The sequence below is a fragment of the Variovorax sp. GW821-FHT10C12 genome, assembly GCF_059415405.1.
Genome location: NZ_JBWKNE010000001.1, coordinates 1,431,476 through 1,449,969, shown reverse-complemented (window position 1 = coordinate 1,449,969; position 18,494 = coordinate 1,431,476). Strand labels below are relative to the sequence as shown.

Sequence of the window (18,494 nt, the reverse complement as noted above, 5' to 3'; positions counted from 1 at the left end):
TCTCTTTGGAGTTCAGAAGGGTGGCGAGACCACCTGGCGCCAGCTGCGGCGCCAGGTGCGGGACACCCCGCAGCCGTCGCCGATCTTCTGCGTGTCGCCCACGCCGGTCAGGAAGCCCGCTTCATTGGTGCAATTGACTTCGGGCTTGCCGTCGGGGCGACCTTCGTTGGGCTGGCCGACCATGTTGCGCGAGGTCACGTTGCCGCGCGTGAAGCCGCCGGCAGGGTTCGAGACGACGGAATAGAAATCGAAGCTGCCGTTGGCATCGACGTCGAAGGAGTACTTGTTCTTGCCCGTCAGCGCGTCCAGCACGTAGGTGTTGTTCGGCAGGCTGCCGGTGGCCGTGCAGGACTCGATGCCCAGGTTCTTGTCTTCGGGCAGGAAGGACGTGACGATCACGCTGCTGCCCAGGTTGCTCAGGTCGCCCACCACGCGCTCGCCGTTCTCCATGGCCCCGGGGTAGGGAATCAGGCCGAGGTTCAGCAGCCATCCCTTCTTGGTTTTCCAGTCCACGGCGTTGCTGCTGACCTGGTAGAAGTTCTTGTCGCGCTCGTTGAGCAAGCCGACCTTTGCCGAGGCCTTGTCGATGGTTTGCTCCACGAGGTCTGCGAGTTCGACCTTGCGAGCGTCGGCCCTGGCGTCGCCGCCGATGGGCGTCGGGTCCCAGATGCCGTAGATGGCCTGCTTCCTGGCGGGCGTTGCGAGGTCTTCCTCGTCGAGCAGGATGCCTGTGCCCACGACCACGATGGCGCCGCACTGCGTGGTGGCGCTGTACGTGCAGGTGCTTCCATCGCCGGGGTGGACCTGCCATGCCGGTGCGGCGTAGATCGGCTGCGTCTTGCCGCCTTGCGTGGTGAACAGCAGCTGGCCCTTGGCGGAAGGTCCGAGCTTTGCGCTGCGCAAGTCGAAACGCCACAGGTTGCCGCTCGCGTCGCCGGCGTAGGCGGCGACGATGCGGCGGGTGGTGTCCCGCACGGCGACCACTCCGCCCAGGCCGCGGTTGCCGCCGGTGGCGGCATTGCCAAATTCCGTCGGAAGCCCGATGAATTTCTTGAGCTTGCCAGTCAGGGCCTCCACCACGTACAGCCCGACCTGCTTGCCAGTTTCGGGGTAGTGGCCGCTGCCTGTGAGCATGACCCAGGCGCCGTCGTCCAGTTGACCCGCGACGGGATTGTTGGTCACGTAGGCCAGATCGGCGTAGTCCTTGTGCTGGTTGTTCACCTCCCAGAGAAAGTGGTTCTGGGTCGGTGCCCGGCTGGTGAGGCTCAAGGGCGATTCCAGGCCATACATGAACGGCCCCGCGCGCCCGCCGGTGCCCAGCACCACCTGGCGCCATGTGTTCTTGCCACCCGCTGGCGTCAGGCCGTTCTTGTCGTACACGTCCTGCTCGACCAGCGGGCCGTCGAGTGTGTAGCGGAAGCGGAAGTTCGGATTGGCCAGGTCGATCTGCGACGCCATGGCGCCCTTGGGCATGAAGGCGGCCAGCTCGATGCCTCCTGCGTCGTTCCTGGCGGCGTTCAGCACATGGACCTTGCCGTTGTTGGTGGCGGCAAAGATGGTGGGAGGGGCTGAACTCTTGAGCGCCTTGTACTCGGCATAGGGGGTGCCCCTGCCGTCCACCGCGCTCAAGGGGCCGTAGCCCATGTCGAAACGCCCACCCACGAACACCGGCGGCGAGTTGACGGAGGCGCCGATGGGCTGCTTGCGCAACCGGTAGACCGTGCCGCCAGCATCCTTCTGCGGGTCGCTGCCCAACAGGTAGCGGACAAAGCTCTCGTCGGGGGCCTGTTGCTTGTCGGCATTGAGCAGGGTCCGGAAATCATCCGGCAGCTTGTCCAGTCTCGTGCCGTGGGTCAGTGCCATGCGCAGGGCAGTGGCGGGCGTCGCGGGATCGTAGTTCGACAACGCGAAGATCGCTCGCTTGTCGGCGGCCGGTATCCTGGCATTGGCGGACCAGGCCGGGATCGGCTTGCCGGCTTTGTCGACCGCGTTGTAGTCGCCGTCGGCATTCAGCTCGAAGGCCTTGATGTCGCCGCTGTTGTCCGCGGTCTGGTATTCGGTCGTGTACTTGTACTGGCCTTGCAGCGTCTGGAACTCGTTGCTGTTGCCCGACACGGCCACGCCTGCGTCGTTGCCGGACCCGACCATGCTGCTCAGTGCGTTGTCGAGCGCCCGGCGCACGTCGTCGCCCGAGTAGACGCTGTAGGAACGGCCGCCGCCGGTGAACCCGGCGCGGATGAAGTCGTCCACGCGTTGCGCATCGGTCGTCTTGTCGCCATCGTTCAGGTCATCGGTGGGCCAGCTGGGTTTTTTTGCCGGATTGCCAGAGAGCCAATCATTGTTGTAGCTTTCGATTTGCTGCCAGGTCAGCCCTCCGGTCCTGCCTGCATCACCGGACGGCGTCAGGCCCCAGCCGATGGTGAACGTCGTCATGTTCTGCCAGAACGTGGGGTTGTGCTGGCCGCCCATCGGGGGAATGTCGTTGGGCAGGGTCTTGGCGAAGTCGGTGTGCCAGAAATAGCGAGCGGTCAGATCGGCGAAGCCGTTGCTGCTGGCGCTGCTGGAGCTGGCGTCGCCGTAAGGAACGTAGAGGCTTCTGGCGTTCAGCTTCGTGACCGGATCCGTGCTGTCCTGGCCCGGTGCGCCCTTCGGTTCGTAGCGGAATGCGGCGGCATTTCCGGACGGCTTGCCGTCGAAATTCCCCCCCTGGATTTCGGTATAGCGCTTATCGGCCTCTTTCGCGGTGCCCGCATTCCAGGCCCCGTCGGACAGCACGATGCTGTAGGCGCGCCGGCAGCTCAGTTCACCGCTCTTCGGGTCGTTGGGGTCGTTTTTCCAGGGGCTGCTCAGCGGGGCGGACGTGATGGACTGCGTTGCGTTGCCTGCGTAGTAGTTGGCGGCGAGCACCAGGGCGTTGTGACTCGGCGTTCCTCCGGTCAGCGCGATGCCATAGATCCATTCGTAGAAATCGGTTTTCCACTTCTTTCCGGTACCGGACGGTTCGTCCCTGAAGTAGTTGACACCGCTCACGATGTTCTTCGCGGCGTCCGCGCCCTCGTTGTATTGCACGTACCCCACCCTGAACTTGTTTTCGTAGCTCTGCATCGCCTGGCCCAGCGCGGTACTGACGGCGAGTGCACGAGTGCGATACCACTCGTGCCAATTCAGGATGTTCTTGAGCTCGGCTTCCTGGCTGCACCGCGTGGCGCTTTCTCCGCAGTCTGTTCGCTTGTGTCCGCCAGGCAGTTCAACGGGCTGGTTCGTGAGTGGATAGGCGAGGTTGGTCAGTTTCCTGTTGTCGGCAATGGAGCAGTCGTTGTTCTTGCAATGAACGTAGGAAAAGATTTTCCCAGTGGCCTCCGTCGCTGTGCCGTACTTCACGTGTGCGGGAAGCGTCTTGCCGGATTGGTTGCTGATGAAGAAGACTGAGTAGCTCTGCTTCGCGCCATTGGCCGCAACCCGGGCCGCATAGGTAACGGCAGGGTTGTAGTACTGCGTGTTCACGCTGCTCGACCGCATGGCGTGCCAGCCATATTTTCCGTCGCAAACCGCCCCCTCCGTGCCCTTGCAATTGTCCGGGATCGAGTAGCCCTCCTGATATTCAAACGTCATCGATCTGGAGTTGTCCAGCACGAACATCAGGTTGGGCTTGGCGCCCGGCACGGCGTTGTAGAGCGGGGCCTGGCTGGGTGTCGTGGCGGCGAGTGCGTCGCCGACAGGAAGGAGCGCCGCACCCCAAGCGGCAGCGAGACTGATGAAAGTTCGCAGCGTGCGTGCGGCCTTGGCGGGTGCCGGAACAAGAAACGGGCGCGTGGCGGTCATGCGGTTTTCTCTGCGGTTGAAAGTGGGGCGCCGAGGAGGCGTGAGATTCATCTCCAGCACTCCTTCGTCAGCAGTCCCGTGACCTCGTCGTCCATGTCCTTCACGCCCAGCCCGCTCAGGGTCAGCGTGCCGCAGCGGTCGCCGGTCATGCTGCCGGTGCGGGTGGCCTTGAGGATGTAGCTGGGCGGGGTGTCGCGCGCGAAGACGGCGATGGTGTAGTTGGCGGCGCCGGACTTCGGCGACTGCTGCAAAGCCTTGGGCAGCAGGCTCTCTGCGCCTTTCTTCTGCTCGGTCTCCTCGCCGGCATCGCCTGCGACAGCGGTGTAGCGGTCGTTGGCCGAGTAGTAGCGCTGCATGAACTGTGCGGCTTCCATCAGGATGCCCTGGGCTTCCGCGCGCTTGGAGCGGCGCACGTACTCCTGGTAGTTCGGCAGCGCGACGGCCGCGAGGATGGCAATGATCGCGACGACGACCATGACTTCGATCAGCGTGAAGCCGCGGCGGGAGCGAGAGGAACCGGAAGGCAGGTGTGTCATGGCGATGAAGGTCATGAAGTCATTTGTCGCGTGTCAGCACGGACTGCAGCCATGCTTCCGCGCCCTGGGTGGCGACGCCGGTTGACTTCTCGAACCGAGCGTTGTTGGCGAAGCCCCGGGCGGTGATCAGGTAGCCGGTCAGCTTGGGCGTCGAGGTGGTGGCGATCTTCTGGATGAGGCAGCGCGGTTCGATCTCCAGGGGCGTGGCGTCGACCGTGGTGCCGGTGGGCTTCTTGTTGACATACGCCTTCGGAACGACGATCGCGCTGTTGCCTACCCAGCTGGCCTTCTTGCGCCATGCCGCGGTTTCGTCGAACTCCGAGCCGATGGGGGTCGTGATGATCCGGGCGCGCATGCCGACAGAGGCGTAGTCGGTGTAGTCCTTGTCGTCGCCGTCGAAGATGGCCACCTGCTCGCAAAAGCGCAGCGCGGTCTCGGCGGCTTCGCGGGCCACTTCGGCCGATCGGATGCCGTTCACGCTGCGCTCGCTCTGCGTGGCATTGCGGATCGCGAAGGTGCCGACCAGCGACAGGATCACGACGAGGACGAGCGTGACGATCAGGACCACGCCGCGTTCGCTCGCGCCGGCGATGTGGTGCACAGAAGGGAATGGCTTCGTGTTCATGGCGCGATCACCCGGTTGCGTAGCAGGACGGTGGTGGTGTAGGTCCTGCGCAGGTAGCCGTCGGTGCCGGTCGCATCGGTGTTGTCGCATTGCTTGTAGGCCATGCCGCCTTCGGGCACGTCGCGCACGGGCCGTTCGCTGCGCATGAGCAGGCACACGCGCACGCTCAGCACACGGCCCCAACGGTCTTCGGTGTTGTCGGACAGCGTGCCGGTGACGGGCAGTTCGTCGACATGGGTGGCATCGAGGTAGTCGACGATCTGGTGGCGCAGCGGGTCGTAGGTGGCCGCGAGTTCCGCACTGGGGCGGCTGGCCACTCCGTAAAGAATCTGCATGTGTTCGACGTTGGCGAGCAGCGGTTGCGACGAGCCGATGGCGTTGCCGGTGTTGCGCTTCTCCATGCCGCGGCAGGACAGCATGGGTGCCATGCCTGAGCCGGTCACCAGGTAGCGGTTGTCGGCCAGCGCGTAGGCCCCCGGCAGCGGCATGCCGGGGGCCGGCGTGGGGGGCGGCGCCACCTGCGAAGGCGTCAAGGGGTTGATGGCGTTGCCCAGGCAGTTCGTCGCCAGCGTCGGGTCGGTGAGCTGGGGCATGGTGTTGTCGATGGTGGCTTCGTAGCGGATGGCGATGGCGTCGCTGCCGTCGCCCTTGGTGCACGCAAGCTTGTCGAAGGCGGCTCCGGCATCGGTGAATCCGCCGTCGCAGCCGCGCACGGCAGGGCCGGCGTAGTTGCCCATCACCGTGGCGCCGCTGCTCGGGATGCGCTGCTGCGAATAGCCGGCCTGCTTGAGCTGCTGCTGGACCAGGTTGAGCGCGAGGATGCCGTCCTCGTTCAATTGCGTCTCGAGCTCCGACAGCTGGCTGCTGCGGCTGGAGGTCGCGAAGACAGACCGGGCCGCGGCCAGGATCACCAGCCCGATCGTCAACGCGACCATCAGTTCGATCAGCGTGAAGCCGCGGGCCGGATGGCGCATGCGGCGAGGAACCATGGGGGCAGTGCTCATAGCGTGATTCGGAAGTACATGCAGTTCACCGAAGCGCCGGTCGCAATGTTGGCGCCGGCGGGGCAGGGTTGCTGCAATTGCTCCTTCCGTCCGAAGCCGGCGCCTTCCTCGATGGCGCTCCAGATCAGCCAGATGTTCAGCACACGCGTGGCGGGCAGGCCGTTCACGCCCGATGCAACGTCGGGCAGCTCCGTGCTGACGTAGGCCGTGCCGCCCGGCAGTCGGTTTGCAACGTTGGTGAGCCACTGCGACTGGTCATACGTGGCGATGGCTGCGCCGCAGGTGTTGAGCGGGCTGGCGGGGTTGGACGTGTCGACGAGGCAGGCAGCGCGCGGGGACGTCGGATCTTTGGAGGCCGCCGCGCGCGCACTGGCGTTGTAGGCCTTGGTGTGGGCGTAGCCGGCAAAGCCGGCGAGGTTGGCGCGGGCGCGCTCCGCGTAGTCGGTGACCAGGCTCAGGCCGGTGGCGCGCATGCGCGAGAACTGGTTGTACTTGAGGGCTGCCGAGGTGAGCCCCGCCATGCCGAACAGGCCGATGGCCAGGATGACGATGGCGACCAGCACCTCGAGGAGGGTGGCACCGCGTTGTGTAGGGCGCTTCATTCGTCGTTGCCCGAACAGTCTTCGCCATCCGCGGCGTAGCGGATACGCCCGGGCTTGCTGATGCACAGCGTCTTGCGTGCCCATGGGGTGGTGCTGGACTTTTCGAAGCCGGGGGCATCGACCGTGATGCTGTTGCTTCCCGAACTCACCAGCCCGTTGGGCAGGAAGACGAAGCGGCCTGCTTTGCCGAGGGCGATCTTCGCGATGCCGGGCAGTGCGTCCTGCCGCAGCAGCACCTCGTCTGTCGATTCGGAATAGGAGAAGTCGCCGTCGCGGTCGTTGTTGACGAAGACGATCCAGCCGGCCGCTAGATCGTTGCCGCCCGAGCCGGTTTCGCAGTCGACCGCGGTGCCAGCGCGCAACTGGCAGACGACGACGGCTCTTGCGCGGGCGATGGCTTCAGTGCGCGCGATGCGCAGCGAACCGGTCACGGCATTGACGGCGTTGGACAGCCGCCATTGCACGATGAAGCGCGTCATCGAAGGCGCCGCGATGCCGATCAGGATCGCGAGGATCGCCAGCGTGACCATCAGCTCGATGGCGGTCAGTCCGCGCTGGTCGCGCAGCCGCGCGGGCCGCGAAGAATCGCGTGGCCTCATGTGCATGTCTCTCCCTGTTGTTTTGGAATTTCAGCCGACAACTTCTGGGCGCGAGACTAGGGGGCGATGTACATGTCCGACAACGGCTTGCCGACGTTCGGTGCGTTCGAAAGGATGAGCGGAAATGCCTCGAAGCGCCGAGTGAAAGTCTGGTATTTCGGGGTGTTTGGCTGGTACTTTTTCTCTTCTGCGGAAGTGGGCTTCGCGCCCGTGCTCGCGCCTCGGTTTTCAACCTTGAATCACAATGCTTCGATGACTGCCGCATCCCCTTCCGATTCCGGCTTTGCCTTGTTCCCGACCGCCATCGGCGTTTGCGCACTGGCCTGGGGGCCGCAGGGGCTGGTTGGTGTGCAGCTGCCCGAAGAGCGGGGCGAGGCCGCGACGCGTGCGCGCATGCATCGGCGCTTTCCTGATCTGGAGGAAGCCCCGCCAACGCAGCGCGCGCAGCACGCCATCGCGGGTGTGCAGGCGCTGCTCGAAGGCGCGACCGACGACCTGTGCGACATCGAACTCGACATGCGCGGCGTGTCCGAATTCCATCAGCGCGTCTATGCGATCGCGCGGCGCATTCCGCCGGGGCAGACGCGCACCTACGGCGAGGTGGCCGAAGAACTCGGCGACAAGGGCCTGTCGCGCGCGGTCGGTCAGGCCATGGGCCACAACCCCTTCGCGCCGGTCGTGCCGTGCCACCGCGTGCTGGCTGCGGGCAACAAGCCGGGCGGCTTCTCGGCGGGCGGCGGTGCGTTGACCAAGCTGCGCATGCTCGACATCGAAGGCGCCACGCCCAGCGGGACGCGCTCGCTGTTCTGAGCCTGAACGTTCAGGCCGCCGGCACGGGCAACTGCTGCAGTCCTGCGATGCGTGAACCGAAGATGATCGCGGCCTGCAGCACGAAGCCCGCGAGCGCCAGCAGCAGACAGGCCGGCTCGCCCCACAAGGCGCCGACCAGGCCGCCGAGCGCCGCGCCCACAGGGCGCGCGCCCGCGTTCACCGTGAGGAACACCGCCGACACCCGACCCAGCATCGCCGAGGCTGTCACGCTCTGGCGCAGCGTGGTCGAGGTGATGACCCAGACCATCGGCCCCGCGCCGAACAGGAAGAACGAGAACGCGGCCAGCGAGGCGGTCGGCACGACGAGCGTGGCCGCCATCGTCGCGGCGGCAGCGACCGCCACCGCCGGCCCGACCTGGATCGCGCGACCGAACGGCAGCCGCGCCGTCACGCGCGAAGTCAGCAGCGCGCCGACCACCATGCCTGCGCCGTACATCGCGAGCGTGAAGCCCACGGCCTGCGCGCCGAGGCCCAGCACGCGCACGGCATAAGGCACATAGCCCGCCTGCAGCACGAACCACGAGATGTTGAAGACCGCGCCGGTCATCAGCATCGGCCGCAGGAAAGCGTGCTGCCAGACGAAGCGCGCGCCGTCGTGCACGTCGCGCAGCGGATGGCGCGACGGAGCCGCGGGGCGAGGCGCTTCGTGCAGACGCAGCAGCAGGCCCACGGCCGCCACCGACAGCACCGCCGCCAGCACGAAAGCCGACGACGCACCGGCCCACGCGACCAGCGCGCCTGCGAGCGCGGGCCCGGCCGTGAAGGCGGCACTGCGCGCCAGCTCCAGCCGCCCGTTGGCGCGCGCCAGCGCGTCGCGCGGCACGAGGGCCGGCACCAGCGCGGGCGCCGCGACGCTGAAGCCCACGGTGCCGACCGCGCCGAGGAAGCCGAGCACGGCCAGCCCGCCGATGCCCAGCGTCGACGACAGCACCATGCCGAGCAAGGCCAGCAGCGACACCGCACGCAGCCCCTCGGCCCACACCATCAAGCGACGGCGTGACATGCGGTCCGCGAGCAGGCCCATCGGCAGCGAGACCAGCAGGAAGGGCAGCGTCTGTACCGCCGCCAGGAAGCCGATCTCGCCCGGCCCGGCGCCGAGCGCGAGCACGGCCACCAGCGGCACGGCCGCGAGGCTCAGTTGTTCGGCGGATTGGGCTGCGAGATTGGCCCAGGCGAGGTGGGAGAAGGAACGGGGAAGCGGCGAGGGCATGGGGCGTGGCACGAAGAGAAAGACCGCATCCTCGGGGCCGCGCCCCTTCGCCGCTGGCCGTTTGCGGACGTGGAAGCCTCAGCCTGCGTTCATCTGTTCGAACCACTCGGCCACGCACACCGCCTCGGGTGCCGCGTCAGGCGCGAGCCCGTAGTAGTAACGCTCCAGCGTCATCCGCATCCCAGGCAACGGCGACTGCAGCCGGCCCGAGGCCAGGTCGTGCGCCACCAGCGAGGTCGGCGCGAGCGCGATGCCCAGTCCGTCGACGGCAGCCTGCAGCACGAAGTGCAGGTGATCGAATTGCAGCCGCCCGGCCGGCCGCGCGCGCGGTGCGCCGACCTGCTTCTTCCAGTTGTCCCAGTCGTCCTTGCGCGTGCGCGCCGACAGCAGCACATGCGAGGCGAGGGCGCGCAGGTCGGGCAGCGGCTGCGCCTTGAAGAGCGCGGGCGCGCCGACCACCAGCACTTCGTCTTCGAGGAAAGGGCGTACCTGGATCGACGACGGCCAGCCCTCGAGGCCGCGGCGCACGGCGATGTCGAAGCTGTCCGTGGCCTGCTCGGGCATGACGGTGCTGGTGACGACCTGCGGCTCGATATCGGGATGGCGTTCCACGAACGACGGCAACCGGGGAATCAGCCAGCGCACGGCGAACGAGGGCCGCACGTTGATGCGCACCGCGCGCGCCGGGCCCTGCAGCTGCAGCGCGCGGGCCGCCGCGTGGATCTGCGCGAGCGCGGGTTCGGTCTCCGAGAAGAACTGCTGGCCCTCGGGCGTCAGCGTGACCTGCCGGATGCGGCGTTCGAACAGTGCCACGCCCAGGCAGGCTTCGAGGCTCTTGATCTGCCGGCTCACCGCGCTGTGCGTCACATGCAGTTCGACCGCGGCGCGCGTGAAGCTCAGGTGGCGGGCCGCCGCCACGAAGGCACGCACGGCATGAAGGGGCGGTTCGCGAAGCGGCATGCGTGCGATTTTCTCACGCATGCCGCGCGGGAATGTCGTTTGTCGGCGGGCGTCGCGAGCGGGCACGATACGGGCTCGATGTCCGCTGCACCACCGCTTTCTCCCGCCGTTCCCGTCCGTTCCACCGACTTGGATTCCCGCCACGCCGCGATGGCGCTCGGCCTCTCGCTGCCGGCCGACGTGGTGCTGTACCTGCTGCTGCCCATGTACGCGTCGCAGTTCGGCGTCTCGCTGGCCGAGGTCGGCCTGTTGCTGGCGGCCAACCGGCTGGTGCGCATCGCGGGCTACGGCTGGGTGGCGCGTTTCTATGCGCGCCACGGCGACCGGGCCAGTTGCACGCTGGCCGTGGTGGCCGCCGCCTGCTGCGGGCTGGGCTACGCCACGCTCTCGGGTTTCTGGGCGCTGTTGCCGCTGCGGTTGACCTGGGGCCTGTGCTTCGCGGCGCTCAACCTGTCGACGCAGGCGCTGGCCACGGCCGACCCGATCGGTGCCGCACGGCGCAGCGGGCGTTCGCGCGCCTTCATCGCGACCGGGCCGGTGCTCGCGCTGCCGCTTGGTGCGCTGCTGGCGTACACGGTCGGGCCGCGCGCGATCTTCGGCGTGCTGGCGGTGGTGTCGTTGCTCGCGCTGTGCGTCACCCGGCGGCTGCCATCGAAGCCGCATCACAGTGCTGCGCCGACACGGCGCTTCCAGCGGCCAAACGCGCTGGACGGCTGGTCGTTCATGGAAGGGCTGGCACTCGATGGCCTGTTCATCGTGGGCCTGTCGTACCTCGGCAAGGACCTGCTGCCCGGCGGCGCGGTGATCGTGGCCGGCGTGCTGATGGCGCTGCGCTACCTCGCGGAAATCTTCCTTGGGCCGGTGGGCGGGCGCATGGCGGAGCACTTCGGTGCCGAGCGCCTGCTCGTGAGCCTGTCGCTGGTGACGTCGCTCGCGCTCGTGGGCTTCGGCCTGGGCTGGCTGTGGAGCTGCGCGGCGCTGATCGTGGTGCTGCGCGCGCTGCAGCTGCCGCTGTTGCCACCCATCGTGGCGCGTCGCACGCCCGGACCGGAGCGCGTGCGGGCGCTCGCGGCCCGCGCGGTCTGGCGCGACATCGGCGCGGGCGCCGGGCCCTTGCTGGCCGGCGTGCTGCTGCCCATTGCCTCGCCACCGTGGATCTACGGCAGTGCCGCGCTGTTGCTGGCGATCGCGGCGCTCGCCTGTGTCCGACGCGCATCGCCACCCACCCCGATCCAGGAGAACATCGCCCCATGACCACCATCGACACCGTCGCGCAACTCGAAGCCCTGTTCGGCCAGCCGGGCGAGGCCTCGCTCAAGAAGGAAGTGCCGTACCTGCACCCGAGCTACCAGGCGCTGATCGCCGCATCGCCGTTCGCGGTGCTCGCGACCACCGGCCCCGGCGGGCTCGACGCCTCGCCGCGCGGCGACGCCCCGGGCTTCGTCGCGGTGCAGGACGAGAGGACCTTGCTGCTGCCCGAGCGGCGTGGCAACAACCGCATCGACAGCCTGCGCAACATCGTGGCCGACCCGCGTGTGGCCTTGCTGTTCCTGATTCCGGGTGTGGGCGAAACGTTGCGCGTGAACGGGCGCGCACGCATCCGCGTGGCGCCCGAGCTGCTGGCGCGCTTCGCGGTGGAAGGGCGTGCGCCGCAGTGCGTGATCGAGATCAGCGTCGAGACCGTGTTCTTCCAGTGCGCCCGCGCGATCCAGCGTTCGAAGCTCTGGGCGCCCGTGCCGGAAGACGCGCCGCGCACCGTGCCGACACCGGGCGCCATTCTTTCGGCGCTGACCGACGCGGCCTTCGACGGCGTCACCTACGACCGCGAACTGCCCGCGCGCCAGCAGGCCACGCTGTACTGAAGGGGCGCGGCGTACCGCCCGGTAGAACGAATGCACTAGCGGCGAAAGCCGCCGACCCCACGCCTGCACCGATTGCGCGCCTTCGCCACAATCGACCCGATGCGTTCTTCTCCGTTCTTCAAAATGGCCCTGCTGCTGGGCCTGCTCTCCGCCATCGGGCCTTTCGCGATCGACATGTACCTCCCGGCCTTGCCCGCCATCGGGCAGAGCCTGCATGCGGACATCGGCGCGGTGCAGATGAGCCTCACCGCCTTCTTCCTTTCGCTCGGCGCGGGGCAATTGCTCTACGGCCCGATCTCCGACATGGTCGGTCGCAAGCCGCCGCTGTATGCCGGGTTGGTGCTGTTCGCGTTGGCCAGCGTGGGCTGCGCGCTGGCGACCGACATCCAGACCCTGATCGCGCTGCGCTTCGTGCAGGGCCTGGGCGCGGCCGCCGGCATGGCGATTCCGCGTGCCGTGGTGCGCGACCTGCACACCGGCACCGATGCCGCGCGGTTGATGTCGCTGCTGATGCTGGTGTTCAGCGTGTCGCCGATTCTTGCGCCGCTCGCGGGCAGCCTGGTCATCGCCTTCACCGGCTGGCGCGGCGTGTTCTGGGCCGTCACCATCGCCGCGGTGGCGGGCCTGGCCATGATGGTCAAGCTGCTCGAGGAAACACGCCCGGCCTCCGACCGCGTCGAAAGCAGCCTGGGCAGCGCGCTGTCGGCCTACTGGCTGCTGCTGCGCGACTGGCACTACCTCGGGCTGGTGTTCATCGGCAGCTTCGCGATGGCGGGCTTCTTCACCTACCTGGCCAATTCGTCGTTCGTGATGATCGACCACTACGGCCTGTCGCCGGCGATGTACAGCGTGGCCTTCGGCGTGAACGCGGCGGCCTTCATCGCGGCGTCGCAGTTCACGGGCTCGCTGGGCGAGCGCTACGGGCTGGTCAACCTCGTCAAGTTCGGCGTGGCCTGCTGCGGCGTGGCGATGGTCGCCATGTTCGTGTACTTCGCGATGGGCGGCGACAACCTGTGGGTGTTGATCGTCCTGTACTTCATTGCCTCGGGCTTCATGGGCCTCGTGATCCCGACCACCGGGGTGCTCGCGCTCGAGATGCACGGCGCCATCGCCGGCACGGCCTCGGCATTGCTGGGCACGCTGCAGATGCTGACCGGCGCGCTCGCGATGGCGGTGGTGGGCCTGTTCTCCAACGGCCGTCCGCTGCCGATGGTGGCCGGCATGGCCGCCGGCGCGCTCATCGCGCTGGTGCTGACCTGGCTCACGCTCGGCGGCGTGCGCTCCGAGCCGACCGGGGGCAGGGCGCAGGAGGCCTGACATGACAGTCGCCATGACAGGCAACGGCCCGCAGGCCCAGCTCGACGGCCTGGCCGCGCCCGCGCGCGGCTGGGCGATGCTGGTCATCATCCTCGGGCTCACGGTCTCGGTGCTCGACGGCACCATCGTCAACCTGGCGCTGCCCGGCATCGCGCGCGAGTTGCAGGCCACGCCGGCGCAGGCCATCTGGGTGGTCAACGCCTACCAGATCGCCACGCTGGTGATGCTGCTGCCGCTGGCCTCGCTGGGCGACCTCGTGGGCTACCGGCGCGTGTACCTGGTGGGCATGGCGGTGTTCACCGTGTCGTCGCTGGCCGCGACCTTCGCCAATTCGCTCGGCACGCTGATCGCGTCGCGCGCGCTGCAGGGGCTGGGCGCGGCGGGGATCATGAGCGTCAACGCGGCGCTGGTGCGGCTCACGTTCCCCTCGGCGCAGCTGGGGCGGGGCATGGCCATCAATTCGCTGGTGGTCGCCACCTCGTCGGTGGCCGGGCCGTCGGTGGCGGCAGCGATCCTTTCGGTGGCGTCGTGGCCGTGGCTCTTCGCCATCAACGTGCCGCTGGGCATCGTCACCTTCGCGCTCGGCATGCGCGCGCTGCCGTTCAACCGCTCGGCGCCGGCCGCCGGCGCGCGCTTCTCGCTGGTCGACGTGACGCTCAACGTGCTGATGTTCTCGCTGGTCTTCCTCGGCGTGGACCAGCTGGGCGTGCGCGAGGGCGGGGTGCAGGCCACAGGCACGCCCTGGTCGGCCTGGGCCACGCTGGGCGCCGGGCTGGCGGTGGGCTTTGTCTACCTGCGGCGCCAACGCAAGTTGACGGTACCGCTTTTCCCCATCGACCTGCTGCGCATTCCGGTGTTCGCGCTGTCGATGGGCACCTCGGTGGCGGCGTTCTGCGCGCAGATGCTGGCCTACATCGCGCTGCCGTTCCTGCTGCTCGACGTGTACGGCCGCAGCCACATCGAGGCCGGCCTGCTGATCACCGCGTGGCCGCTGGCCATCGTGGTGATGGCGCCCATCGCCGGGCGGCTCATCGGACGCTATCCCGACGGGCTGCTGGGCGGCATCGGCCTGGGCCTGCTGGCCATGGGCCTGGCGCTGCTGGCGGCGCTGCCGGCGCACCCGGGCAATGCCGATATCGCCTGGCGCATGGCGCTGTGCGGGCTGGGCTTCGGGCTGTTCCAGTCGCCCAACAACCACACCATCGTGAGTTCGCCACCCGCGCACCGAAGTGGTGCGGCCAGCGGCATGCTGGGCACGGCGCGGCTCACGGGGCAGACGCTGGGGGCCGTGGTGCTGGCGGCGGTGTTCAGCGTCTGGAGCCCGCACGGCGGACACGGCCCGGTGGTGGCGCTGGTGCTGGCGGCGGGCTGCGCGGCGGTGGCGGCGGTTTTCAGCAGTCTGCGGCTGAAGACGACAAGTCCGCATGCCTGAATAAGGTAGGGTACGGCCTCATGAAGGAAGTACCTGACACCGTGGTCTGTCCGGGCTGCGACGCGGTCTACGCCCGCACGCCGCTGGCGCCGCGCGACGTGGCCGAGTGCCCGCGCTGCGGCACCGAGCTCGACCGGCACCCGGGTGCGCAGCAGCGGCGCATCCTGCCGCTGACGGTCGCGAGCCTGATCATGTTCGCCATCGCCAACCTGTTTCCCATCGTCGAGATCGAGCTGCAGGGCCTGCGCAGCCAGACCACGCTGGCCGGCGCGGTGGTGGTGCTGAGCGCCGAGGGCATGTCGCCGGTGGCGCTGCTGGTGCTGGCCACGACCATCCTGTTTCCGCTGCTGCAGCTGTGCATCCTGGCCTACCTGCTGGTGCCGCTGGCCCGTGCGCGCCGCCCCTGGGGTTTTGCGATGCTGGTGCGCATGATGCAGACGCTGCGGCCCTGGGGAATGATCGAGGTGTTCCTGCTCGGCGTGCTGGTGGCGATCGTCAAGCTGTCGAGCATGGCGACGGTGGTGCCGGGGCCCGCGCTGTGGGCCTTCGTGGCGCTTACCGTGACGCTCACGGCCGTGCTGTCGTTCAACCCCGGCGCGTTCTGGGAGATGACCTTCCGCCAGGCCGATGAGGAAGATGCCAACGCAGAGGCTGACCCGCCGGAGGTGCGCGCATGAACATGCGCGGGCTGTCCGCCCGCCTGGCCTCGGCACGCCCCTGGGAGGCGCAGGCCGACGACGAGCACGACCACGAGAACCCGGTGCCGACGGCCGCCGCGCTCGGCCTGCATGTCTGCACGCACTGCACGGCCGTCTGGCGCGATGCCGAAGATGGCGACGCCTGTGCCCGTTGCGGCACGCGCCTGCACACGCGCAAGCCGCAGAGCCTGAACCGCACCTGGGCCTTCCTGATCGCGGCCTGCATCATGTACATCCCCGCCAACCTGCTGCCAGTGATGATCACGCGCACGCTGTTCGGCGCGCAGTACGACACCATCCTGAGCGGCGTCATCTACTTCTGGGTGTCGGGCGCCTGGGGGCTGGCGGCGATCGTGTTCATCGCGAGCTTCCTGGTGCCGCTGTTCAAGCTGGCGGTACTGCTCTTGCTTGTGGTGCTGGCGCAGCGGCGCAGCAACTGGCGCCGGCGCGAGCGGGCCAAGCTGTATCACATCATCGAGATCATCGGACGCTGGTCGATGCTCGACGTGTTCGTGGTGTCGCTGCTGACCGGGCTGGTGCAGATCCAGGGCTTCGCGGTCATCACCGCGGGCGTGGGCATTGCAGCCTTCGGCGCGGTGGTGGTGCTGACCATGCTGGCCTCGCTGAGCTTCGACCCGCGCCTGACGTGGGACGGCCCGGTGCCTGAAGCAGACACGGATGAACGACAGATTGAAAGCAGGGAAGAAAAAATCGCATGAGTGAAGAAGACACGCAACCGCAAGACCGTCCGGCAGCGTCGGCCCCGCCCGCGCTGCCGAAGCCGAAGGTGGCGCGCCGCCGCGAGTGGCTGCCCTCGCTGATCTGGCTGATTCCCATCGTCGCCGCGCTGGTCGGCGTGACGCTGGTGGCCAAGATCCTCATGGAACGCGGCCCCGAGATCGTGCTGACCTTCAAGACGGCCGAGGGCCTCGAAGCCGGAAAGACCGCCGTGAAGTACAAGGACGTGCAGATCGGCCTCGTGCAGAGCCTGCGCCTGGCGCGCGACCGCTCGCACGTGCGCGTGCTGGTGCAGCTGAACAAGGACGCCGAGGGCTTCACCTCGGCCGACTCGCGCTACTGGGTGGTGCGGCCCCGGCTCGACACCTCGGGCATCTCGGGCCTGGGCACGCTGCTGTCGGGCGCCTACATCGGCGCCGACGCGGGCGTCGAGAAGGAAACCTCGGGCGAATTCACCGGCCTCGAAGCCCCGCCCATCGTCACGCGCGGCGACTCGGGCCAGCAGTTTTTGCTGCGGGCACGCGACGTGGGCTCGCTCGACGTCGGTTCGCCCGTGTACTTCCGGCGCATCAAGGTCGGGCAGGTCGCTGCCTACGAGCTCGACGGCGACGGCCGCGGCGTCACGCTGCGGGTGTTCGTGAACGCACCGTACGACAAGTTCGTCGGCATGAACACGCGCTTCTGGCAGGCCAGCGGCATCGACGCGCAGCTCAGCGCCAGCGGCTTCACGCTGCGCACCCAGTCGCTGGCCACCATCCTGCTCGGCGGCATCGCCTTCCAGGCGCCCGACGATGCCATGGGCCCGCTGGCCAAGGAGAACACCGCCTTCGCGCTGGCGCAGGACGAAAGCTCCGCCATGAAGGAGCCCGACGGCCCCTCGCAGACGCTGCTGATGTACTTCAACCAGTCGCTGCGCGGCCTCACGCCGGGCGCGCCGGTCGACTTCCGCGGCGTGGTGCTGGGCGAGGTGAAATCCATCGGCGTCGAGTTCGACCGCGCCGAGCGCGAGTTCCGCATGCCGGTGCTGGTGCAGATCTATCCCGACCGCCTGCGCCGCCGCGAGAGCGGTGCGCAGCCTACGGAGTCGCGCGCGACGCAGCAGGAACGGCTGCGCTTCCTGGCCGAGAAGGGCCTGCGCGCCCAGCTGCGCAATGGCAACCTGCTGACTGGCCAGGTCTACGTGGCGCTCGACTTCTTCCCGAAGGCGCCGCCCGCGAAGATCGACCTGTCGAAGAGCCCGATCGAGCTGCCGACCATTGCCAACGGCCTGGACGAGATCCAGACGCAGGTGCAGGAGATCGCGACCAAGCTCAACAAGGTGCCCTACGAGCAGATTGCCGGCGACCTGCGCACCACGCTGGCCACGCTCAACAAGACGCTCACCAGCACCGAGCAGACTGTCAGCCGCATCAACAGCGACGTGACGCCCGAGCTGGCCGCCGCCATGAAGGACGTGCGCAAGACCGTCAACTCGGCCGAACGCACGCTGGCCGACGACTCGCCGCTGCAGCAGGACATGCGCCAGACCCTGCGCGAGCTGACGCGCGCCGCCGGCTCGGTGCGCGTGCTGACCGACTACCTCGAACGCCATCCCGAATCGCTGCTGCGCGGCAAACCGGACGACAAGAAATGAAGACGACGACCTTCGCGCTCGCGTGCGCCGCCGCAGCGCTGATGCTGGCCGGCTGCGCGAGCAAGCCCGACAGCTACTACACGCTGGCCAGCCCGCCCGCGCTCACCGATGCAGCGCCCCGCCAGCCCGATGCCGCCGCGCCGCTGTACATCGAGCTCGCGCCCGTGGCCGTGCCCGAGCGGTTGGCGCGCCCGCAGATGGTGGTGCGCCGCCCGACCGGCGGCGTGCAGGTCGACGTGCTCGAGCAGCACCGCTGGGCCTCGTCCTTCGAGAACGAACTGCGCGACGCACTGGGCAGCGGCATCGCCGGCCGGCTCGGCGCGCTCGATGTCACGCAGGGCGGCCGCCAGACCTCGCAGCCCGTGTGGCGCGTGGCGGTGCAGGTGCGCCAGTTCGAGATGGTGGACGGCGGGCGCGTGGACGCCGGCTTCACCTGGACCCTGCGCCGCTCCGACGAGGCGCGCACGCTGGTGTGCCGGCTCGACGCGGGCGAAGCCACCGGCGGTGGCATGGACGCGCTGGCGCAGGGTGCGCAGCGCGTGACGGCCGCGGCGGCGGCGGCCATGGCGCGCAGCGTGAACGCGGCGCGGACGAACCCGGGCGCGACGGCGTGCGCGACCTGAGG

Annotated in this window: 17 protein-coding genes; 9 read left to right on the top strand and 8 right to left on the bottom strand. The window is 68.4% G+C overall.

The genetic code is table 11. The features are described from left to right. Positions 1 to 12 precede the first annotated feature (12 nt). The 6 genes from AC07OH_RS06870 to AC07OH_RS06845 are packed head-to-tail and all read right to left on the bottom strand — an operon-like array spanning position 13 to position 7,188. Positions 13 to 3,822 (bottom strand): pilus assembly protein, encoded by a 3,810-nt coding sequence (locus AC07OH_RS06870; protein ID WP_495300075.1) that lies wholly within the window; start codon positions 3,820 to 3,822, stop codon positions 13 to 15. Between the two features lie 47 nt (positions 3,823 to 3,869). After that, the gene (locus AC07OH_RS06865) at positions 3,870 to 4,373 is read right to left on the bottom strand and encodes a type IV pilin protein (RefSeq protein ID WP_495300074.1); all 504 of its coding nucleotides are present in this window, start codon (positions 4,371 to 4,373) and stop codon (positions 3,870 to 3,872) included. Positions 4,374 to 4,377: 4 nt separating this feature from the next. Then, the gene (locus tag AC07OH_RS06860; RefSeq protein WP_495300073.1) at positions 4,378 to 4,983 is read right to left on the bottom strand and encodes a PilX N-terminal domain-containing pilus assembly protein; all 606 of its coding nucleotides are present in this window, start codon (positions 4,981 to 4,983) and stop codon (positions 4,378 to 4,380) included. Continuing rightward, on the bottom strand, positions 4,980 to 5,972 hold the full coding sequence (locus tag AC07OH_RS06855; protein WP_495300072.1) for a PilW family protein: 993 nt from the start codon (positions 5,970 to 5,972) through the stop codon (positions 4,980 to 4,982). Before AC07OH_RS06855 ends, AC07OH_RS06860 begins: the two co-directional genes overlap by 4 nt. An 11-nt stretch (positions 5,973 to 5,983) precedes the next feature. Continuing rightward, positions 5,984 to 6,589 carry a type IV pilus modification protein PilV gene (gene pilV, locus AC07OH_RS06850; protein WP_495300071.1) on the bottom strand — a complete coding sequence of 202 codons (606 nt, stop codon included), beginning with the start codon at positions 6,587 to 6,589 and terminating at the stop codon, positions 5,984 to 5,986. Further along, the gene (locus AC07OH_RS06845; RefSeq protein ID WP_082817992.1) at positions 6,586 to 7,188 is read right to left on the bottom strand and encodes a GspH/FimT family pseudopilin; all 603 of its coding nucleotides are present in this window, start codon (positions 7,186 to 7,188) and stop codon (positions 6,586 to 6,588) included. The genes pilV and AC07OH_RS06845 overlap by 4 nt, the downstream gene beginning before the upstream one ends. Before the next feature lie 252 nt (positions 7,189 to 7,440). Here AC07OH_RS06845 and AC07OH_RS06840 point away from each other — a divergent pair, with 252 nt between their 5' ends. After that, the gene (locus AC07OH_RS06840; RefSeq protein WP_495300965.1) at positions 7,441 to 7,998 is read left to right on the top strand and encodes a methylated-DNA--[protein]-cysteine S-methyltransferase; all 558 of its coding nucleotides are present in this window, start codon (positions 7,441 to 7,443) and stop codon (positions 7,996 to 7,998) included. Between the two features lie 10 nt (positions 7,999 to 8,008). On the opposite strand, the gene AC07OH_RS06835 is transcribed toward AC07OH_RS06840, so the two are convergent. Continuing rightward, a complete protein-coding gene (locus AC07OH_RS06835; protein ID WP_495300070.1) occupies positions 8,009 to 9,229 on the bottom strand; it encodes an MFS transporter in 1,221 nt (406 codons plus the stop codon). A 78-nt stretch (positions 9,230 to 9,307) separates the two neighbouring features. Then, a complete protein-coding gene (locus AC07OH_RS06830) occupies positions 9,308 to 10,189 on the bottom strand; it encodes a LysR substrate-binding domain-containing protein (protein WP_495300069.1) in 882 nt (293 codons plus the stop codon). A gap of 78 nt (positions 10,190 to 10,267) precedes the next feature. On the opposite strand from AC07OH_RS06830, the gene AC07OH_RS06825 reads away from it, so the two are divergent. From AC07OH_RS06825 to AC07OH_RS06790, 8 genes are all read left to right on the top strand, one after another. After that, positions 10,268 to 11,443, top strand: a complete 1,176-nt coding sequence (locus tag AC07OH_RS06825; protein WP_495300068.1) for an MFS transporter — start codon at positions 10,268 to 10,270, stop codon at positions 11,441 to 11,443. Continuing rightward, the gene (locus AC07OH_RS06820; protein WP_495300067.1) at positions 11,440 to 12,051 is read left to right on the top strand and encodes a pyridoxamine 5'-phosphate oxidase family protein; all 612 of its coding nucleotides are present in this window, start codon (positions 11,440 to 11,442) and stop codon (positions 12,049 to 12,051) included. Before AC07OH_RS06825 ends, AC07OH_RS06820 begins: the two co-directional genes overlap by 4 nt. 99 nt (positions 12,052 to 12,150) lie before the next feature. After that, complete coding sequence (locus AC07OH_RS06815; RefSeq protein WP_495300066.1) at positions 12,151 to 13,368, top strand: multidrug effflux MFS transporter; 1,218 nt, start codon at positions 12,151 to 12,153, stop codon at positions 13,366 to 13,368. Between the two features lies 1 nt (position 13,369). Beyond that, positions 13,370 to 14,800, top strand: a complete 1,431-nt coding sequence (locus AC07OH_RS06810; protein ID WP_495300065.1) for an MFS transporter — start codon at positions 13,370 to 13,372, stop codon at positions 14,798 to 14,800. 20 nt (positions 14,801 to 14,820) lie between these two features. Then, positions 14,821 to 15,477, top strand: a complete 657-nt coding sequence (locus tag AC07OH_RS06805; protein WP_495300064.1) for a paraquat-inducible protein A — start codon at positions 14,821 to 14,823, stop codon at positions 15,475 to 15,477. A 2-nt stretch (positions 15,478 to 15,479) separates the two neighbouring features. Continuing rightward, positions 15,480 to 16,217: a paraquat-inducible protein A gene (locus AC07OH_RS06800; RefSeq protein WP_495300964.1), complete on the top strand. Its 738-nt coding sequence runs from the start codon at positions 15,480 to 15,482 to the stop codon at positions 16,215 to 16,217. Further along, positions 16,214 to 17,869, top strand: coding sequence for a PqiB family protein (locus AC07OH_RS06795; protein ID WP_495300063.1), 1,656 nt, complete (start codon positions 16,214 to 16,216; stop codon positions 17,867 to 17,869). The genes AC07OH_RS06800 and AC07OH_RS06795 overlap by 4 nt, the downstream gene beginning before the upstream one ends. Then, positions 17,866 to 18,492, top strand: a complete 627-nt coding sequence (locus AC07OH_RS06790; protein ID WP_495300062.1) for a PqiC family protein — start codon at positions 17,866 to 17,868, stop codon at positions 18,490 to 18,492. Before AC07OH_RS06795 ends, AC07OH_RS06790 begins: the two co-directional genes overlap by 4 nt. Positions 18,493 to 18,494 lie beyond the last annotated feature (2 nt).